This is a genomic window from Reichenbachiella sp. (assembly GCF_033344935.1).
GTDB lineage: Bacteria > Bacteroidota > Bacteroidia > Cytophagales > Cyclobacteriaceae > Reichenbachiella.
In genome coordinates this window covers 1,554,538-1,573,972 of the sequence record NZ_JAWPMM010000001.1, presented here as the reverse complement: position 1 = coordinate 1,573,972, position 19,435 = coordinate 1,554,538, and the positions used below count along the sequence as shown (strand labels likewise).

Here is a 19,435-nt window from a genome sequence, read left to right as displayed (position 1 = left end):
TACTTTTTTAACCTAAAAACAGAAGATATCATCATGATGAATTAGTCAAACCGTTAATCCTCTTCTAATTTATTTGATATAGCTAACCAACTTTATATAAATTGTATTGAGAATTATGTCTATACTCGGTTACTCTTCATACAACTCCCCTCGGGATTTCTTTAAAAATGGCTATACACAGACCATCATCCCTAGCTTATTCAGAAAAATAAAAGGGGTCAAATATGATCGGGAGCGAATTGATACCCCCGATGGAGACTTTCTTGACTTAGACTGGATTCGCTCTGGATACGAAAGGTTAGTCATCATTTCACATGGTTTGGAAGGAAACTCTCACCGTCACTATGTAAAAAGTTGTGCTCGACATTTCAACCAAAATGAATACGATGTATTAGCGTGGAACTACAGATCATGTAGCGGTGAAATCAATAGAAACCTTCGGCTCTATCACCACGGAGATACAGAAGATCTGGAGCATGTCATCACTCATGCCATTGCTACCAGAAGATATAAGAAAATTGTATTGGTGGGCTTTTCAATGGGCGGCAGTACGACGTTGAAATATCTTGGAGAAAATGGGCCAAGTGTCCCCAAACACATCGTGGCGGCAGCCACTTTCTCCGTACCTTGCAACCTTTGGGACAGTGCCCATCAACTGACCTTTCGTGAAAACTGGTTTTTCAAACAGCGTTTTCTCAAAAAAATGATCAAGAAGGTCAAGCTAAAGCACCAACAATATCCCAAAGAGGTAAACATTGATGGAATTGATGATATCGTTTCTTTTGGGCAGTTTGACGAACGCTACACGGCCCCTCTTCATGGATTCAAAAATAGTCGGCATTTTTATAGAACCGCTACTTCCGACCTCAACTACCCAGGCATTCGACTACCCGCGTTGATTGTCAACGCAAAAAATGACCCATTACTTGGTGAAAAGTGCTATCCATACAAAGCTTGTAAGTATCATGAGTTTCTTCACCTAGAAACCCCGAGAGCTGGTGGCCATGTAGGTTTCTTTAAATTAGGTGCTAAAACTTCCTGGATGGATGAGCGCGCACTTGAGTTTTTTAAAGATTACGCCAGGTTATAGCCCTACGCTTCCGACCTAGACAGTTTTGCAATTTGCTTGTGCATGACCAAAAACCACAATGGCGGAACCATAGATAGTAACATCATACCAGGATAGCCTGTTGGCATTTGAGGGCTGGCTTCATGATGTCTCAATATTTGATATTTCCTGCTGGCCAGATAATGGTGATCGGAATGCCTCGAAAGCTCAAAAAGAAACAATCGGCCTAGCGTATGGTTTGAATTCCAGGAATGCCATGGCTGCACTCGCTCATACTGACCAGACTCTTTTTGGTTACGACTCAAACCGTAATGTTCGATATAGTTGACTGTTTCTAACTGAATGATACCTATTAGCGCTGCCGCTAAAAAGCACAACATAGGTAACCATCCGAACGCCCAATAAATCAATCCTAAGAATGCCAATTGAATCACTTGAAATCTTAGCATTTCATTCTGAAAGGAAATGGGCCCTAACCCTTTCTTTTTCAGTTGAGCGGCTTCTATTTTCCATGCTGAAATATATCCCATGATCATGGATCGAAACCAAAAGAAAAAGACCCACTCGCCATGTCGAGCAGAAGACGGATCTTCATGCGTAGATACATTTTTGTGATGGCCTCTATTATGCTCAATATTGAAATGCATATAGAGCGATGTCAACAACAGGGCTTTCGCCAGGAACTGTTCAAAGTTACTCTTTCTATGTCCCAGCTCGTGAGCCACATTAATCCCCAATGCCCCACAAGTGATCCCCATGGACAATATTCTTCCAGTCAATTCCAAACTGGTGCTTTCCATTACTCCAATCACTGAAACAAAATAATATAACAGAGCAAATTGAACTGGGACTACCAAATAAAGCAGGTAATCATAGACTCGATCCTTAGCCACCAACTCCTCTTCGGCTTTTTCTAAATTTTCTTTGCTTGACGAAAAAAAGAACTCAAACAAGGGGAGCATTACATAAACTAATGCCGCAGTACCAAAAGTCCACCAACCGGATGCATTAATAGAGAAATAGGCAACTATTGGAATAATAAAGACAATGGCATACTTAAGAAATCGAATATTCATAGCGTGAGTTGTTGTATGTATCACCCATAAATATAAAGCTGAGAAATGAAGATTCCTACAATTCGCCGAAGGAGAACATATAGGCTACTGAGAAACCAATCACAATGTTTTTAGAGGTATTAGGGATACCTGAGTTTAATGACTCAAATTCAAGCAGATCACTCAAACTATAAGAAACACTACTTTCCAAAAGCAAGGTGCCGAAATCAAAATCATAAAAAGCACCGACACCACCTCTAAAACCATAGCCCAGTTTATGATCTCTGGATTCATCGAAGGCATAGACATTGGCTTGGTAATCCGGCACTTCGCTCTGTGATGAGCTTGCCAAATATTCGAAGAAACATCCAGCATTGGCAAAGAAGTGCAACTTCTCCTTTCCTGTGTGGATGTTTACCAACAAGGGCAATTCGATATAGTTTAAATCCGTGACTAGATTGGGCGATCCATCGTCAAATTCCTGAGTCCATCCTTTTTGTGTGTAGATCAGCTCGGCTTGCAAGCCAATATGATTTCGGATATAATTCATCGCAATGATGCCGCCCTGAAATCCGCCATTCATTTTCGTATTGATGTCAGAACCAAAAAATGAGTGGAAGAAATAGGCCGTGGAAAGATTATACCCTCCCTTTAAGCCCACATAGGTTTTTCTCTGTGCATTCGCTTCAAAAACCAGCATTACACTCACAATCAGGAAGAAAAAGAAAATAGTTTTTTTCATTGGATTCAATCGAACCGCTAAATTATGAAAATGGATTGGAATTGTGAGTGGGATAAAAAAAATCCTGTCCCGATGGATATCGGGAACAGGATTATTTTTTCTTCTTGGCCTTAGACTTTGCTTTCGGGGCAACCTCGGCAACCTTCTTTTTATGAGGTCGACTGACTCCATAAGACCCTTTGCTTATCTTGCCTTTTCTTGTTTTTACATCTCCTTTACCCATATTAATCGTGGTTTTGTTGTAAAGGAAAATCTAAACCATTTTCAGAGTATTACCAAATATCAACTCGCTCTTCTTCGGATCTCCACAATGGATCTCCCTGCTTAATATCAAACGCTTCGTAGAATTCAGTCATACTAGATACAGGACCATTTACTCTAAACTTGCCAGGTGAGTGAGTATCCTGAATTAAAAGTTGCTGCTCAAGTTGAGGCCGATACTTGCCTCTCCATAAAGTAGCCTGTGACATGAAAAACCTTTGTTCTGGAGTCATTCCATCTATTTTTCCTGGTCTTCCGTTCTTTTCAAAATACATCTGCAAAGCGTCATAAGCAATCAGCATACCGCCAAGGTCTGCTATATTCTCCCCAAGTGTCAACTTACCATTCACATTAAGTGTGTCTTGCACTTCGAAACCATCGTACTGCTCGACCATTACTTGAGCTCTTCTTTCGAATTCCGCAGCATCATCTTCAGTCCACCAATCTTTCAGTTCACCTTCATGGTTATATTTACGACCGCTATCGTCGAATCCATGAGTGATTTCATGACCAATTACTGCGCCAATACCACCATAATTTACCGCATCATCTGCTTTGTAATTATAAAAAGGAGGCTGTAGAATACCAGCTGGGAATACAATCTCATTGGCAGGCGGGTTGTAATAGGCGTTCACTGCTGAAGCGGCCATATGCCACTCATCGGGATCAATAGGCTGACCTAGTTTGCCCCAGTTCAATCGATTATCAAATGCATTTGCATTCCATCTGTTTTGAATGTAATTATCTTTTGATATTTCAATGCTACTATAATCTTCCCACTCATCAGGGTATCCAATTTTCACCTTCAGTTTGGTCAATTTAGTATGCGCTTCTTTCTTAGTTTCCTCACTCATCCACGTCAGTTGATCAATTCGCTTGTGCATGGCATCTTTGATATTGTTCACCATTTCTAAGCATTTCTCTTTCGCCTCTGGAGGAAAAACTTCGTCTACATATAACTTGCTCAAGGCATCTCCCAAATTGCCATTGGTAGAGTTTACCATTCGCTTGGCTCTTGGTCTCATTTCCTGCTGACCTGATAACTGCTTATTGTAAAAATCAAAAGCTGCCATTACAAAGTCGTTCGACAGGTAAGCTGTATTTGGGCTGATAAATCTTACTTTCAAATAATCTTTGATGTCATCCAGTGCAGAGCCATCCACAACTTCGGACAACTGTGAGATGTACTCTAATTGATTCACATTGATTTCGCTGATTTCTTCAACTCCAATGCCTGCAAAAAATGACTTCCAGTCTAGCCAATTGCTATTCTCCTGCAATTCAGCCAATGATATTTTATTGTAAGTGGCCTCTGGGTTTCTTCTTTCAAGACGAGTCATTGAGTTTTTCGCCAGCTTAGACTCCAAAGCGAAAATGTTCTCAGCCTTAGTTGCAGCCACAGCAGAATCCTCTCCCACCAAAACAAACAACTTAGTGATATAGGCTTTATACCCTGCGATGATGTCTTGCCCCGTCTGGTCCTCTCTGAAATAATAATCACGATCTGGCAAGCCTAATCCTGATTGAGTCACATTCATGATGTAACTATCCGTCTGTTTGTCGTCTATGCCGACATATATATTAAACAAAGGCGTAACACTAATTTTCTGCAAAGAAGAAAGTACGTTTCCTAATTCATCTTTGCTCTGAAGCTGATCGATTTGGGCCAACATTGGTTTGAGTGGCTTTGCTCCTTGAGCTTCTATTCCTAGAGAGTCCATACCTGAAGCGTAGAAGTTAGCCGCCTTTATTTCATTCGAGTTCTCATCATGCAACTCTCCTTTGGTTGCTTCTTCCAACACAAAGCTGAGTACCTTCTCATTATATTCAAACAATTCATGGAAGCTACCCCATGCCGATCGGTCAGAAGGTATTTCTGTTTTGTCTAGCCAGCCACCATTGGCATATCTGTAAAAGTCATTGTTTGGTGCAACCGTTGTATCCCTGAGATTGAGATCGAGACTTACAACTTCTGATTCTTCTTGAGCAGAATCCTGTGTGGATTCACAGCTCACTAACAAGCCCGTAGATGCCATAGCACCCACCAGCAAGTAATTTTTGAGTTTTATCATATTAGTAGGTAATTAGTTCAAAACCTGCAAGGTAGAAAATTTGCATTGGAACAAGTCAAAAAATACATTAGTGGTTGAATTTTGCTGTACACAACAAAAAAAGCCGCCCCAATCTTCCATCAGGACGGCCATCTAACCCAAATTCTTAATATTAATTTCTTTTAGCTTTTCTTCAAGCCAATCTTATGCCCTGAAAATGCATAAAACAGAATAACAGCATAACATGGCAGAAGAATCCAATAACTTCCAGTGGCAGCTGTTGCTGCGGCGTCTGCAACCCCTTCCGCAGTCAATGCAACTTTTTTTGCGTCTTCTAATGCACCATATAAAGGAGGAATAATGGCACCTCCTGAGATGCCCATAACTAATAAGGCAGAAGCAGTTTTAGTGAACTTCCCTAATCCATTCAATGCAAGAGGCCATACCGCAGGCCATACCAGCGCATTGGCGATACCTAATGAAGCCACGAATAGTACTGAGGTGAAGCCGGATGTAAACAAAATACACAACGAAAACACAATTCCCAGTGCTGCACTGATCTTCAATGCTGTATCCTGACTGATATATTTTGGAATTAATACCACACCTAATAGATAGGTCAATATCATAGCTCCAAGCGTAAAGGAGGTGAAAAACTCTGCATTATCTAAACCCAGGGTTATTCCATATTTTATAATTGAATCGCCTGCAATTACCTCTGCACCAACATAAGTAAACAGTGTCAATACACCTAGCCACAAATGAGGGAATTGGAAGATGCTTGTTTTTGCCGCTCCAGAATCATCTGTCGCCTCAGACTCAGGCGCTTCAATATCTGGAAGTGGTGCCATATTAATCAATACGGCCAGTAAGGCAAGCACACTAGCGATAACGATATAAGGTGTTACCATACCTCCTGCCATTGTATTCAACAATGTCTCTTTTTCGGCTTCGCCAACTGAAGCTAATAATTCATTTTTTTCTTTTATTCCTGATAATAAGAGGGTTCCTAAGATAATTGAGCCTAACGCACCAGCCGCCTTATTGCAAATCCCCATAATGGAAATTCTTTTGGCAGCACTTTCCATTGGTCCTAAAATCGTGATATAAGGATTCACTGCTGTCTGCAATAAAGTCATACCGGCTCCTTGTATGAAAATACCAGTTAGGAATACAAAATACGTTCTTGAAGAGGCTGCAGGAATAAATACCAAAGCACCACCTGCCATAAGCAGTAATCCTAAAGACATACCTTTTTTATATCCTGTTTTCTGAAGAATAAATGAAGCGGGCAAAGCCATCACACAAAATGAAATGTAAGAAGCCGAGGCAACCAAAAAGGACTCTGCATCTGTTAATTCACAAATGGATTTCATAAAAGGAATTAATGCTCCATTCACCCATGTAACAAATCCCAAAGTGGCAAATAATCCTGCGACAATTGAGATAGGCACTATCATACTACCCTTTTGCTCTGACATATTCAATGTTTATAAATTCTTCAGTAATTACGGCATTTCATTACAAATGAGGGCCGTACACTCTTTTGAGTTTGCCAATATAGCAATAATTCTAAACGGTAAAACTTTTATGAAGCCTCACCTTTTGTTTTTTCGCTGAAGCGTATTAGTTAGTCTCTGAAAAGCAATAAAGGATTTGTTTGAATTGTCAATAATGCTCGTTTCTTTGTGCAGAATTTGTGAACCAAAAAACAAATAATGATCAACACAGAAAACATTAAAATGCTCGTGCTTGACGTGGACGGCACCATGACCGACGGGCGAATCAATGTAACCGAAGAAGGCCATCAATTCAAACAGTTTCATGCCAGAGATGGACTGGGTATTCGCATGCTTATTAAAAAAGGCATACGTGTAGGAATTGTTAGCCATAGTTTTTCTGGAGGCGCCATACAAGCCAGAGGGAAAATGTTAGGCATTTCTCATATCTACACTGGACTGGAAGAAAAGGATGAAATTCTCTCCAAATGGTGCGAAGAATTAGATTTAGAAATGAGCGAAATCGCTTTCATTGGTGATGACCTGAACGACATCCCGGCGATGAAAAAAGTGGGGATCTCTGCCTGTCCCGCCAACGCTGCCGATGAAGTCATTTCCTATGTGGACATGGTACTCACAAAAGACGGAGGAGATGGCTGTATCAGGGAGTTTATTGATAAATATATGTCAGTCACCTATACCAAAACGGCTTAATTTTTTGGATATAAGTTCAAAAAGAAATCTACTTCTCAAAAGGAAGTCAAATTATTAATTAATCAGAGGTGTCAACTCTGTCCTAACCTTTGGTTATGCCATATATTATCCTATTTTTGCACCAAAATTGAAATAGCATGAGCGTATTAGTAAATAAAGATTCAAAAATCATAGTTCAGGGCTTTACAGGCACTGAGGGTACCTTTCACGCAACGCAGATGATCGAGTACGGAAGTAATGTGGTAGGTGGTGTAACCCCAGGCAAGGGTGGTCAAAAACATCTTGACAAACCAGTTTTTAATACGGTAAAGGAAGCGGTAGACCAGGCTGGTGCTAATGTTTCAATTATTTTCGTTCCACCTGCATTTGCTGCTGATGCCATCATGGAAGCTGCTGATGCCGGCATTTCAGTTATCATCACTATCACAGAGGGTATTCCAGTGAAGGATATGGTAGCTGCTAAAAAATATTTAGAGAACAAAGACGTAACATTGATCGGACCTAACTGTCCTGGTGTAATTACTCCTGAAGAAGCTAAGGTGGGTATCATGCCTGGTTTTGTTTTCAAAAAAGGAAGAATCGGTATCGTCTCTAAGTCTGGTACTTTGACTTACGAAGCTGCTGACCAAGTAGTAAAAGCTGGATTGGGTATTTCTACCGCTATCGGCATTGGTGGTGATCCAATCATTGGTACATCTACCAAAGCTGCTGTTGAGTTACTCATGAACGACCCTGAAACTGATGCTATCGTTATGATCGGTGAAATCGGAGGAAACTACGAAGCTGAGGCTGCTCGTTGGATCAAGGCTCAAGGCAACCCTAAGCCGGTAGTTGGCTTTATCGCTGGACAAACTGCTCCAAAAGGTAAAAGAATGGGACATGCTGGTGCTATCATAGGTGGAGCTGACGATACAGCAGAAGCTAAAATGAAAATAATGGCTGAATGCGGTCTTCATGTAGTAAAATCACCTGCTGACATTGGAGAAACCATCGCAAAAGCGATCAGCTAATTCTAGCGATCAAACAATATAAAAAACAAGAAAGGCCTGAAAATTCAGGCCTTTCTTGTTTTTTCCTCCTCTTTGAACATTTTTTTGCCCACAAAAGACCTCATTACACAAAATTTTATACGGAGATAGGGGAAACCGTATCGTTGACTGTTAGCAAGTCATATTAAGTATTATTCGAGAAAGACCCGCGCCTTAGTCAAGTGTGGGTCTTTTGAGTTTAAGGCCTACACCTCTTATTTTGATATTACTACATTCGTTTATCGCAGACTAACTCAATCTCATTACTTTGAATTTGAGAGATTTGAATAATCATAGTATTTATCAAGACTTCCTTATCTTGCGGCTCAATTATTGAAAGAAGACCTATGATCACCATCATTAGCAGTACGAATCGAAAAAATTCAGTATCCAAAAAATTAGCGCATATCTATCAAGGTATTCTTGAAGAAAAGAAAATAAATACCGAAGTTATTTATTTAGATGAATTACCTGCTGATTTCACTGAGACTGCACTTTATGATCAATCTGGAAAAAATGAGATCTTCAATGTTTTCCGAGAGAAAATGGTCAAGGCAGAAAAAATGGTCTTTATCGTACCTGAATACAATGGCTCATTCCCGGGTGTTTTAAAAGCATTTATTGACGGGTTAGCCTTTCCTCATACATTTCGAGACAAGAAGGCCGCTTTGGTAGGCATATCGTCAGGGGTACAGGGCGCGGGATTGGCCCTGAGCCACCTAACAGATATTTTCAACTATTGCGGGACGCATGTGCTTGCTCAAAAGCCCAAACTATCCCGCATAGAAGAAAATTTGACAGAAAATAATCTTTCAGAATTGTATCACAGCCTGCTCGAAGAGCAAGTGGATAAATTATTAGACTTTTAGTATTGAAATCTAACATTCTATTTGTCTTTTCGACGTGAGGAGAAATCTTAATTTTCTTTTTAAGGCTAATGAGATTTCTCGCTTTGGCTCGAAATGACAAACAAATCAATCCGGTCTATCGTGTAAAAATTTATTGTTGCCCAACTGGCTCTCATCGTCCAAATTGTATTTGGATACTAAGCTTTCAGATGAAGCAGGCACATTTTTCAAATTGACCTTTTTACGCTGATAAGCAGGTACATCGAATTTTTCTTTGTAGCTATTCGCATCTATGGATTCATCATTATTGATGCCATCTAAGCGACGACGTCTTTCTTCCGACTGTTCCATAAGAAGTATTTTTTTGGAAGGCGGGTGAGCCATACCATCCAATTCTTCCAACGGCTCATCATAAGATACATTTTTCGATTCTTCGAACAATTGTCTCATTTCGATTTCGAATGGATCTTCCTCTTCTACCGCTTTAGGCTCTGATTCTTGAGCTCTTTCCGGTTTTTCGAATGAAAAAGATTTCATTTTCAACTGAAAATCTTCTTCGAAAGTATCCTCTTTTACTTCCTGAGGCTCACTGGTAAACAAGCTGGTCTGAACATCTTTCTCAAGGTCGAAAACCTTTCTAGACGGCTCTTCAGACAATCTATTTACTTGATTGGTTGAAGCAGACATTTCATCAGCTTCATTTTCGAACCCAGTAGCGATGATCGTTACTCGAATGCTATCGCCCAATTCAGGATCAACACCGTGACCAAAGATCACTTCCGCATCATCACCAGCCAATTCTTGCATAAAGTCCGTGATTTCAGTCAACTCGTCCATTTGGAGTTCGGCCTGATCCCCTGAGATGATAGAAAGCAAGATTTTCTCAGCTCCTTCGATATTTTGATTATTCAATAGTGGAGAATTGATAGCTTCCTCCGCCGCTCTTCTGGCTCTACTTTCACCAGAAGTCTCCGCAGATCCCATTACGGCTCCACCAGAGTCTTTCATTACGGTTTTAACATCTTCAAAATCGACGTTTACATAGCCAGGAACGGTAATAATCTCAGCAATACCTTTGGCAGCGGTAGTCAATACATTATCCGCTTGCGCAAAAGCCTGATTCACAGACAAGCTACCGAATGCTTCTGTCAATTTATCATTGAGAATCATCAGCACTGTATCGCAGTTGGCTTTTAATGAATCCACGCCTTCCATCGCTTGACGCATTTTTTTCTTTCCTTCGAACTTGAAAGGAACCGTCACGATACCTACTGTAAGAATGCCTAACTCTTTAGCCACTTGAGCGATGACCGGAGCTGCACCTGTACCGGTACCACCACCCATACCAGCGGTTACAAACACCATTTTGGTGTCTTCGCTAAGCATGTTTCTAATTTCTTCTTTGTTTTCTAGAGCTGCATTCTTTCCTTGTTCAGGATTGGCGCCAGCTCCCAGGCCTTCCGTCAAGTTTACTCCGATCTGGAGCTTGTTTGGAATTGGACTGGTATTCAGGGCTTGAGCATCCGTATTGCACACGATGAATTCTACACCGGTAATACCCTGATTATACATGTGGTTGACGGCATTACTACCGCCTCCGCCTACACCGATCACCTTGATGATCGATTTGTGGTGTGTAGGCAAATCAAATTTAAAACTACTTTCTGTCATGATGTGTTTTGTTTAATCTGTTTGAAATAGTCGACAAGCGACTACCTACTTTATTGTTTATTTTCTTTATTATTCTTTGGCATTTCGAAGCTCTGCTGAGAAATCTTAATGTCACTTTTTAACTTCATTGAGATTTCTCGTATTCACTCGAAATGACAAGTGATTTCGGTTCCTATTATCGAGCTGAACCGTCCTCAAAGTCGTCTATTAATATGCCTTTTGTTTTCTCCAAAATCTTTTTCAAGATGTTATCAGAGCCACCAGAAGGCTTTTTTCTCTTATCATAATCTTTCACTACAGAATCCTCCAGGAAGTATCTGTTGTCTCTGTCGTCCAGAGCTTTAAATCCACAAAGCACCAATCCAACAGAAGTTGCGAACATTGGGCTCTTGATAGTTTCTACTTTACTCTTGCCTAAATGTTCATTAGGGAAGCCTACTCGAGCATCTAGTCCAGTCATGTATTCAAACAACTGTTTGATAGACACCAACTGCGAACCACCACCTGTGATCACAATTCCTCCTGCTAGTCTGTTTTCATAGCCACTCGTTATGATTTTGGTATGAACCATCTCGATGATTTCTTCCATTCTGGCTTCGATTACTCTCGCCAAATTCTTTACAGAAATCTCTTTCGGGTCTCTGTTTTTCAATCCTGGAATAGAAACCACCTCATTTTCATTCGCCATTTCAGCCAACGCCTGACCAAATTTGGTTTTCAATATTTCCGCCTGATGATTCAACACATTACAGCCATCTTTGATGTCTGATGTGATGATATTACCTCCGAATGGTATCACAGAGGTATGACGGATGATGTTTTCATGGAAGATGGCGATGTCTGTAGTACCGCCTCCAATATCCACCAAGCATACGCCGGCTTCTTTTTCTTCGTCGCTAAGCACAGAAAGGCTCGATGCTAAAGGCTCAAGAATTAAGTTATCAATTTCCAAACCTGCTCTTCGTACACATTTGTTGATGTTTTGAATCGCATTGGTCTGGGCAGTGATCACATGGAAGTCTGCTTCCAAGCGAACGCCAGACATGCCCACCGGATCTTTAATCCCTTCTTCATAATCCACGATGTAGTCCTGCGGCATCACATGAATGATCTCGCTCCCAGGAGGAATCACGATCTTATACATGTCATTGGTCAATCGGTTTACATCTTCGATGGTAATCTCATCATCCGATGAATGTCTGATGATAGACCCATGATGCACAGAGCTCTTGATATGCTGACCTGCGATACCCACATTCACCACGCGAATGTCGATACCAGACTGCTCCTCAGCTTCTGCGACAGCTTTCTTAATCGCATTAATAGTTTTGTCGATATTGGTCACAATGCCGCGGATCACTCCGTCAGACACTGACTTACCCATACCAAGTACTTCGAGTTTACCGAACTCGTTTTTACGTCCAACAATCGCACAAATTTTAGTTGTACCGATGTCGAGACCTACAATGATTTCATTTGTTTCCATACCATTTATCATTTACAGACGATTTGATTCTTGAATTTGAGGTTGACCGACGCATAAGTGTTCCAGCCCTTGTAGGGTAGAATTTGCTTATAGAAGGTCATTAGTTTTCTAAATTTCTTTTCGATGTCTTCAGGTCTTCCGAAGATAATTTCTTGCTTAGTTACCTGTGGTTCTAAGACTACTTCCTGATTCTTTTCCACTCGGATAGCGGAGATTTGGGCGCTCCAAAATTTATCCTGACTGATAAATTTCAGAAGTTCAAAAATTTCCAACCCTTGCTGAGAATTCTTTATATTTTCTTCATTCACCCAATGATCCTTAGCCAAATGCATCAAAACCACTCTAGCCGTGTAGTGATCTGATTCCGGTAAAATATCTCCCTCCACTCCTATGTAATAATCAGGGCCATTGTTGACTATCACTCTGGCAATTGGGCGGTTTTGAGTAACCTCAATAGACATATTCCCTTCCAGGTCGATGTAGGCTTGTGCGTCGTTCACAAACTGATGTGACTCGATTCGGTGCTCTAGTTCCTTCAGATTAAGGCTACCAAAATCACTACTCAATAAGTAATCTTTGCCTCGATCGTTAATCAAGCCCAATACATCCTCTTGATTGATAAAATAGTTTTCGAACTGATTATCAATCAATATGTGCACATCATTGATGTAGCGATCGTTTTGACGAGAATTGGTAAATCCAATAATGATTGCCAAACCGAAAAGCACCAAGCCAATTTTAAAGGTCTTCCATATGTGAATCAGCCATTTCATTTCTTTTCCAACAGGTGTTTAATGGGTGAAACTAATGTGTCAATATTTCCAGCGCCGACTGTCAATAAAACTTCTGGTTTTTGACTCTCGAAGTAAGCCAGTACATCATCCTTGACATACCTTTCCACATTCTTAAGAGTCATTTTCTCTTTGATCATATCCGAAGACACACCTTCAATAGGCAGCTCTCTGGCCGGGTAGATATCCAACAAAATCACCTCATCAGCCATGGAGAGGCTCTCGGCAAAACCATCTACAAAATCACGGGTACGAGTGAACAAATGCGGCTGAAAAATGGTCGTGATCTTTTTGTTTGGATAGAGCGCCTTTACTGATTTCAATAGGGCTCTGATCTCTTCCGGATGATGTGCATAATCATCGATAAACACCAAATCATCAGCATTGATGATGTATTCGAATCTGCGCTTCACCCCTCGGTAGGAGTTGAGTCCTTCTATCAAAGCACCGTCGTTTTTCACAGACCCACTCACCGAGGCTAGCGCTGCAATCGCATTGGATACATTGTGATAGCCAGGTAGCGCCAGTTCGAAACCTTGGATGTTGCGATCTTCACTTTTATAACCAAAATTGAATTTGGCATCGGCAATATTTAGGTGGTCAACTGTAATGTCTCCACCCTGCAATCCATAAGTTTCAACCCCAATGTTTCCATTGGGATTGAGTTCCAATTCGTGTGCTACCTTTTCCTCAATAAATAGCTTTCCATTGGCTTTAATGTTTTTAATGAAGGCATTGAATGAATCCTTCAAAGAATCTTTTGAACCATAGATATCTAAATGATCTGCATCAGTCGCTGTAATAATGGCCACATCTGGATGCAGTGTTAAAAACGAGCGATCAAACTCATCGGCCTCTACTACCATCACATCATTATTGGTACCAATCAAAAGATTAGAATCATAGTTGGTCATGATGCCACCTACGAATGCTGAGCAGTCTACACCTGCTGATTTTAGCAAATGAGCGATCATCGAAGATGTGGTCGTCTTGCCATGTGTCCCAGCCACCGCAATCGTAAACTTCGACTCCGTGAGCATGCCTAGAACTTGAGATCTCTTGTATAGCTCATATCCATTTTCAATGAAAAATTGATACTCACCCAATTCTTTGGGAACAGCTGGCGTATAGATAATCAACGCACCCTCTTTTTCATTTTTTACCTTTTCAGGTATCAAATTGACATTGTCTTCAAAGTGTATGGCAATACCCTCTTCGATCAGCTTTTCAGTTAAAACCGTAGACGTTTTGTCATAACCAGTCACAGCAAAACCATTCGCTTGAAACCATCGTGCCAAGGCACTCATACCGATTCCTCCGATCCCAATAAAATAGACGCTATGTATGTGCTCTAGCTTCATTGGATCAAAGTGATTATTTCATGAGCAATATCTTTTGCGGCATTGGGTTTTGCCATTTCTTTAATGTTGGCACTTAGGTTCTTTTGCTGCTGCTCATTGCTAAGCAACTTCAGAGTCTCGCTGATCAGGTGCTCTCCTGCGTCTTCGTCGTGAATCATTTCTGCCGCCTCACGACTTACTAACGCCAATGCATTTTTGGTTTGGTGATCCTCAGATACATTTGGAGAAGGCACAAACAAAACCGGCTTGCCTACCAAACAAAGCTCAGAGATAGACAATGCTCCTGCTCTAGAAATGACTACATCTGCAGCTCCATAGGCCCGGTCCATTTCTTTGATAAAGGGTACAACTCTCAACTTCTCCGAATCGATATGAGCGGTACGCTCTTTCATCTCTTCGAAGTAGAATTTGCCAGTTTGCCAAAGAACTTGTACATCCTCAGCCAATAGTCTCTCCACTCCTTCTGCCAATGTATTGTTGATCGTACGAGCCCCGAGACTTCCCCCAATAATCAATACCGTTTTCTTATCACTTCTAAAACCGAAATGAGAAAGCCCCTCCAGTCTCACTTGGTCAGCATTCATGATATCTGTTCTAACAGGGTTGCCAGTTTCAATAATCTTTCTCTTATCAAAAAACCTATCCATGTCTGGATAAGCCACACAAATTTTATTAGCCTTACCAGCCAACAGTTTATTTGTTATTCCAGGATAAGAGTTTTGTTCCTGGATTAATGTTGGTATTCCTTTTTTATTAGCCGCAAAAAGCAACGGTCCGCTGGCATAGCCACCTACACCAACTACTACATCCGGTTTGAATTTTCTAAGCAAAGCAAAAGATTTCCAAACGCTAGAAAGCACCTTGAAAGGAAAGGATAAATTGCTTAATGACAAGCTTCTCTGCAATCCGCTGATCCACAACCCTACAATATCATATCCAGCCTCCGGTACCTTCTCCATTTCCATACGGCCTTTCGCTCCGACAAAAAGGATTTCAGTATCCGAATGGATTTCTTTAAAAGCATGAGCGATTGCAATCGCAGGGTAAATATGCCCTCCGGTTCCTCCTCCACTGATCATCAAACGATATGTTTTCTGCTCCTTCATTTATGCTAATGCTGCTTCTGAATCTTTTCTATATTCATTTGAACTTGACGTCCCCATTTCTTCTATCTCTCCTCTGCTCACACTGAGAATAATACCAATAGCCACTCCTACAAATAGCTGAGATGTACCCCCCATACTCACCAGTGGTAAAGTCAATCCTGTAATTGGTACTAAACCAACTGCCACAGCCATATTAACCATGGCCTGCATGACCAGCGCAAAGCTGAGTCCGGCTGAAAGCAAACCTCCATAGGTCCGCTCGCTAAGAGCAACTACTCTTGTGCCTCTATACAGTAAAGCGAGATATAAAAACAAAACCACCACTCCGCCTACTAAACCATACTCCTCTATGATGATGGCATAGATAAAATCAGAATAAGGATGGGGTAAAAAATTCTTCTGTTGGCTTTTGCCTGGAGCAAATCGTACGGTACCTCCATTGGCAATAGCAATAAATGACTGTTCAGCTTGAAATGGAATATCATCGTCTGACATGAATGATTCGATTCTGCTGATAGCCGTACCAGCACGCTGACCAATGGCCAAGGCGGCCGCTCCTGCAATGGCACCTACAAGCACCAACATGGCCAGGTACTTGACTGGCACACGACCAATAAACATAACAACCATACAAGTCACGAAGATCAGGGCTGCACTAGATAGGTTGGTCATGGCGATCAATCCACAGATCAACCCTATCCACAACAACATCGGAATCAACGACTCTTTGATGTTGTCTATATTTCCTTGACGCTTAGCTAGCATAGAAGCCAGCGTTACAATCAGCGCAAAATTGGCTAAATCTGAAGGCTGAAAGGCCTGATTGATAAATGGCACTGTAATCCAGCGAGATGCTTCGTTGATGTTTACTCCAAACTTCCAGGTGATAAACAGTAAAGGAACAGATACGTATAGGGCCAATTTCGAGAGCTTAGCATAATATCTATAATCGATCTTGTGTGCCACCCACATCGCAAACCAGCTCAATAGTACCAATGAGGTATGTTTGAACAGATAATGTTCGGTATTGCCTTCCATTTGGTTGTAAGCCAATGTGCCAGTCGCACTATATACCACCAAAATACTGAGCGCAGATAGAGCAATCACGATGAACCAAATCACTGGATCTCCATGTAGGTTTCTATGTGTCCAATCCTTGATCATGCCTTAACTACCTCCTTAATTTTTTTCAATTTCAAAACTTCCTCTCTGAATAAATCCCCTCGATGCTCATAGTTGTTGAACAGGTCGAAGCTGGCACAAGCAGGGGATAACAATACCACTTCACCTGGCTGAACCAACTCATTTGCTCTGGTTACTGCTTCTTCTGCACTCTTTACTTCAATGAGAATGGTGACATCATTTTTAAATTCATTCACCAGATGGGCATTATCGGTACCCAAGCAAATCAGTGTATTCACTTTGTTTTTCACCAAAGTTTTGATCTGCTCATAGTCATTGCCTTTGTTGACTCCTCCAGCAATCCAAACTACAGGTTTGGTCATCGCATCTAATGCGTAGTAAACCGCGTCTACATTGGTAGCTTTAGAATCATTGATATAAGGAATGTCCTGGATATAACCCACCAACTCCATGCGATGAGGTGCATTTTGGAAAGTTGACAACCCTTTCATGATATCGCTAAAAGGCACTTCAAGTTGAATAGCAGCTAAAACCGCCGCCATTTGGTTGTATTGATTGTGACGACCCAAGAGCGGTAAGTCCTCGATAGGCACAATTTGAATTAGTTTTTCACAATCAAAAATCAAATAGCCTTCGAGGAAATATGCTCCGTTACTGGTTTTTGATCTAGTGGTAATTTGAATTTTGTCGCAGGACAAATCATTTCGATCTACCCGTTTGGTAATCATCTCATCATCAGCATTGAAAATGAAATGAGCACCTTTTTTCATATTTTGAACCAAACGCCATTTGGCATCTGCATACAATTCCATGTCGTGATCATAGCGATCTAAATGATCTGGAGTGATATTCAGTATCACAGCTATATCAGGATTGAAATTGATAACTCCGTCTAGCTGAAAACTGCTTAGTTCCAAGACGATTACGTCTGGATTTTCATCCACCAACAAATCAGAGAAGCTATTGCCCACATTCCCAGCACTGGCTACATTCAAGCCTGCTTCTTTTAAAATATGTGTGGTTAAAAGGGTTGTAGTGGTTTTACCATTAGAACCGGTAATCCCAATAATTTTTGCCTCTGTATATCTACTCGCAAATTCTATTTCTGAGATAATAGCCTTTCCTGCCTTTTTGAGCTCCACAATAACTGTTGCAGTTTCAGGAATGCCTGGACTCTTGATGATCTCATCGTATTTCAACAACTCATCTAAAGTATGCGCTCCCTCTTCGAAACTGGCACCCAAGGACTCTATCAGTCTTTGTTTTTGAACAGGAATCGTTTTTGAATCTGATAGAAATGTCTTCAAACCATGCTTGGTAGCCAGACGCAATGCTCCCATGCCACTTTCGCCGCTGCCTAATATTGCTACGCTATGGTTTTTATTTGCTTTCAATTATCTCAGTTTCAAAGTCACTAGTGTAAGAATGGCCAACAGAATTCCTGTCGTCCAGAATCGAGTTACGATTTTAGTTTCGTGCACACCCTTCTTTTGGTAATGATGATGCAGTGGTGACATCAGGAATACTCTTCTGCCCTCACCATATTTCTTTTTGGTGTATTTGAAATAGCTCACCTGAATAATGACAGATAAGTTTTCTACCACGAAGATTCCGCACAATACCGGAATCAATAATTCTTTTCTAACCACCAAAGCCAAAACAGCAATCACTCCACCAATAGAAAGACTTCCGGTGTCACCCATAAATACTTGCGCTGGATAAGAATTGTACCACAGAAATCCGATACAAGCCCCCACAAAAGCAGTACAGAATATTACTAGTTCCCCAGAACCAGGGATGTACATGATGTTGAGGTATTCTGCAAAAATGAGATTACCAGATACGTAGGCCAGAATAGCCAACGTAATACCAATAATGGCCGATGTGCCTGCTGCCAGCCCATCTAACCCATCCGTGATATTGGCTCCGTTAGAAACAGAAGTCACAATAAAGATGACTGCGATGATGTATAAAATGTTGGTATAATCCTCCAAGAAGTCAGGCAACAACCATTTGTAGTTGAACTCATTATTCTTGACAAACGGAATAGTTGTGATGGTACTTTTTACATCCTGATAATCTTGCGATTCCACAATAGTGGTTTGCACCGTTTGATCCGAGTCACTAAAATCGCGAACGACAATATCCTGGTGAGTTACCATTACGATTCCCACAATTAGGCCGATACCTACTTGCCCTACAATTTTGAATTTTCCAGAAAGGCCTTCTTTGTTTTTCTTTTTGATCTTTAGATAATCATCCAAAAATCCTATCAACCCCATCCAAAGGGTAGTTACTAGCAAAAGGATCACATAGATATTATCCAACTTGGCTACCAACAAGGTTGGGATGACGATGGCACTGATAATAATGATACCACCCATGGTAGGCGTACCTTTTTTCTCCATTTGACCTTCAAGCCCCAGATCTCTGATGGATTCACCCATTTGCTGCTTTTGGAGCATTTTAATAAAGTGCTTGCCGAAGAAAATGGTAATGAGTAGCGAAAAGGCTATACCTAGACCAGCACGAAAGGAGATGTATTGAAATACACCAGCTCCAGCGAGGTTGAATTGTTGATCTAAATATTCGAATAAATAATATAGCATC

General features: G+C 41.0%; 17 protein-coding genes. 4 read left to right on the top strand and 13 right to left on the bottom strand.

Annotation, left to right across the window (positions count from 1 at the left end):
• The first annotated feature begins 115 nt into the window (after positions 1 to 115).
• Positions 116 to 1,090, top strand: a complete 975-nt coding sequence (locus R8N23_RS06765; RefSeq protein ID WP_318170813.1) for a YheT family hydrolase — start codon at positions 116 to 118, stop codon at positions 1,088 to 1,090.
• Between the two features lie 2 nt (positions 1,091 to 1,092).
• Here the strand turns inward: R8N23_RS06765 and R8N23_RS06760 are convergent, their stop codons facing one another.
• From R8N23_RS06760 to R8N23_RS06740, 5 genes are all read right to left on the bottom strand, one after another.
• Positions 1,093 to 2,145, bottom strand: a complete 1,053-nt coding sequence (locus R8N23_RS06760) for an alkane 1-monooxygenase (RefSeq protein ID WP_318170812.1) — start codon at positions 2,143 to 2,145, stop codon at positions 1,093 to 1,095.
• Between the two features lie 55 nt (positions 2,146 to 2,200).
• Positions 2,201 to 2,866, bottom strand: coding sequence for a porin family protein (locus R8N23_RS06755; RefSeq protein WP_318170811.1), 666 nt, complete (start codon positions 2,864 to 2,866; stop codon positions 2,201 to 2,203).
• Between the two features lie 91 nt (positions 2,867 to 2,957).
• Entirely contained in the window at positions 2,958 to 3,089 is a 132-nt protein-coding gene (locus R8N23_RS06750) for a 30S ribosomal protein THX (protein WP_318170810.1), read from the bottom strand.
• Between the two features lie 49 nt (positions 3,090 to 3,138).
• The gene (locus R8N23_RS06745) at positions 3,139 to 5,199 is read right to left on the bottom strand and encodes a M13 family metallopeptidase (RefSeq protein WP_318170809.1); all 2,061 of its coding nucleotides are present in this window, start codon (positions 5,197 to 5,199) and stop codon (positions 3,139 to 3,141) included.
• Between the two features lie 161 nt (positions 5,200 to 5,360).
• Entirely contained in the window at positions 5,361 to 6,659 is a 1,299-nt protein-coding gene (locus R8N23_RS06740; RefSeq protein ID WP_318170808.1) for a sugar MFS transporter, read from the bottom strand.
• Between the two features lie 237 nt (positions 6,660 to 6,896).
• On the opposite strand from R8N23_RS06740, the gene R8N23_RS06735 reads away from it, so the two are divergent.
• From R8N23_RS06735 to R8N23_RS06725, 3 genes are all read left to right on the top strand, one after another.
• On the top strand, positions 6,897 to 7,391 hold the full coding sequence (locus tag R8N23_RS06735) for an HAD-IIIA family hydrolase (RefSeq protein WP_318170807.1): 495 nt from the start codon (positions 6,897 to 6,899) through the stop codon (positions 7,389 to 7,391).
• A 137-nt stretch (positions 7,392 to 7,528) separates the two neighbouring features.
• Positions 7,529 to 8,401 (top strand): succinate--CoA ligase subunit alpha, encoded by an 873-nt coding sequence (sucD, locus tag R8N23_RS06730; protein ID WP_318170806.1) that lies wholly within the window; start codon positions 7,529 to 7,531, stop codon positions 8,399 to 8,401.
• Positions 8,402 to 8,766: 365 nt separating this feature from the next.
• A complete protein-coding gene (locus R8N23_RS06725) occupies positions 8,767 to 9,288 on the top strand; it encodes an NAD(P)H-dependent oxidoreductase (protein WP_318170805.1) in 522 nt (173 codons plus the stop codon).
• 105 nt (positions 9,289 to 9,393) lie between these two features.
• Here the strand turns inward: R8N23_RS06725 and ftsZ are convergent, their stop codons facing one another.
• The 8 genes from ftsZ to mraY all read right to left on the bottom strand — a co-directional run bounded on the left by ftsZ (position 9,394) and on the right by mraY (position 19,434).
• Positions 9,394 to 10,938 carry a cell division protein FtsZ gene (gene ftsZ / locus R8N23_RS06720; protein WP_318170804.1) on the bottom strand — a complete coding sequence of 515 codons (1,545 nt, stop codon included), beginning with the start codon at positions 10,936 to 10,938 and terminating at the stop codon, positions 9,394 to 9,396.
• Between the two features lie 175 nt (positions 10,939 to 11,113).
• A complete protein-coding gene (ftsA, locus tag R8N23_RS06715; RefSeq protein ID WP_318170803.1) occupies positions 11,114 to 12,424 on the bottom strand; it encodes a cell division protein FtsA in 1,311 nt (436 codons plus the stop codon).
• A gap of 8 nt (positions 12,425 to 12,432) precedes the next feature.
• A complete protein-coding gene (locus tag R8N23_RS06710) occupies positions 12,433 to 13,197 on the bottom strand; it encodes a cell division protein FtsQ (protein ID WP_318170802.1) in 765 nt (254 codons plus the stop codon).
• Entirely contained in the window at positions 13,194 to 14,576 is a 1,383-nt protein-coding gene (gene murC / locus R8N23_RS06705; protein WP_318170801.1) for a UDP-N-acetylmuramate--L-alanine ligase, read from the bottom strand. Before murC ends, R8N23_RS06710 begins: the two co-directional genes overlap by 4 nt.
• Entirely contained in the window at positions 14,573 to 15,682 is a 1,110-nt protein-coding gene (gene murG / locus R8N23_RS06700; protein WP_318170800.1) for an undecaprenyldiphospho-muramoylpentapeptide beta-N-acetylglucosaminyltransferase, read from the bottom strand. Before murG ends, murC begins: the two co-directional genes overlap by 4 nt.
• Positions 15,683 to 16,846, bottom strand: coding sequence for an FtsW/RodA/SpoVE family cell cycle protein (locus R8N23_RS06695; RefSeq protein WP_318170799.1), 1,164 nt, complete (start codon positions 16,844 to 16,846; stop codon positions 15,683 to 15,685). It lies immediately after the preceding gene.
• On the bottom strand, positions 16,843 to 18,219 hold the full coding sequence (murD, locus tag R8N23_RS06690) for a UDP-N-acetylmuramoyl-L-alanine--D-glutamate ligase (RefSeq protein WP_318170798.1): 1,377 nt from the start codon (positions 18,217 to 18,219) through the stop codon (positions 16,843 to 16,845). The genes R8N23_RS06695 and murD overlap by 4 nt, the downstream gene beginning before the upstream one ends.
• Positions 18,220 to 19,434: a phospho-N-acetylmuramoyl-pentapeptide-transferase gene (gene mraY, locus R8N23_RS06685; RefSeq protein ID WP_318170797.1), complete on the bottom strand. Its 1,215-nt coding sequence runs from the start codon at positions 19,432 to 19,434 to the stop codon at positions 18,220 to 18,222.
• Position 19,435 lies beyond the last annotated feature (1 nt).

Excerpts from the sequence above, each read along its gene's own strand:
- R8N23_RS06765 (WP_318170813.1), top strand. The coding sequence starts at position 116 with ATGTCTATACTCGGTTACTCTTCATACAACTCCCCTCGGGATTTCTTT.
- R8N23_RS06760 (WP_318170812.1), bottom strand. The coding sequence starts at position 2,145 with ATGAATATTCGATTTCTTAAGTATGCCATTGTCTTTATTATTCCAATA.
- R8N23_RS06755 (WP_318170811.1), bottom strand. The coding sequence starts at position 2,866 with ATGAAAAAAACTATTTTCTTTTTCTTCCTGATTGTGAGTGTAATGCTG.
- R8N23_RS06750 (WP_318170810.1), bottom strand. The coding sequence starts at position 3,089 with ATGGGTAAAGGAGATGTAAAAACAAGAAAAGGCAAGATAAGCAAAGGG.
- R8N23_RS06745 (WP_318170809.1), bottom strand. The coding sequence starts at position 5,199 with ATGATAAAACTCAAAAATTACTTGCTGGTGGGTGCTATGGCATCTACG.
- R8N23_RS06740 (WP_318170808.1), bottom strand. The coding sequence starts at position 6,659 with ATGTCAGAGCAAAAGGGTAGTATGATAGTGCCTATCTCAATTGTCGCA.
- R8N23_RS06735 (WP_318170807.1), top strand. The coding sequence starts at position 6,897 with ATGATCAACACAGAAAACATTAAAATGCTCGTGCTTGACGTGGACGGC.
- sucD (WP_318170806.1), top strand. The coding sequence starts at position 7,529 with ATGAGCGTATTAGTAAATAAAGATTCAAAAATCATAGTTCAGGGCTTT.
- R8N23_RS06725 (WP_318170805.1), top strand. The coding sequence starts at position 8,767 with ATGATCACCATCATTAGCAGTACGAATCGAAAAAATTCAGTATCCAAA.
- ftsZ (WP_318170804.1), bottom strand. The coding sequence starts at position 10,938 with ATGACAGAAAGTAGTTTTAAATTTGATTTGCCTACACACCACAAATCG.
- ftsA (WP_318170803.1), bottom strand. The coding sequence starts at position 12,424 with ATGGAAACAAATGAAATCATTGTAGGTCTCGACATCGGTACAACTAAA.
- R8N23_RS06710 (WP_318170802.1), bottom strand. The coding sequence starts at position 13,197 with ATGAAATGGCTGATTCACATATGGAAGACCTTTAAAATTGGCTTGGTG.
- murC (WP_318170801.1), bottom strand. The coding sequence starts at position 14,576 with ATGAAGCTAGAGCACATACATAGCGTCTATTTTATTGGGATCGGAGGA.
- murG (WP_318170800.1), bottom strand. The coding sequence starts at position 15,682 with ATGAAGGAGCAGAAAACATATCGTTTGATGATCAGTGGAGGAGGAACC.
- R8N23_RS06695 (WP_318170799.1), bottom strand. The coding sequence starts at position 16,846 with ATGATCAAGGATTGGACACATAGAAACCTACATGGAGATCCAGTGATT.
- mraY (WP_318170797.1), bottom strand. The coding sequence starts at position 19,434 with ATGCTATATTATTTATTCGAATATTTAGATCAACAATTCAACCTCGCT.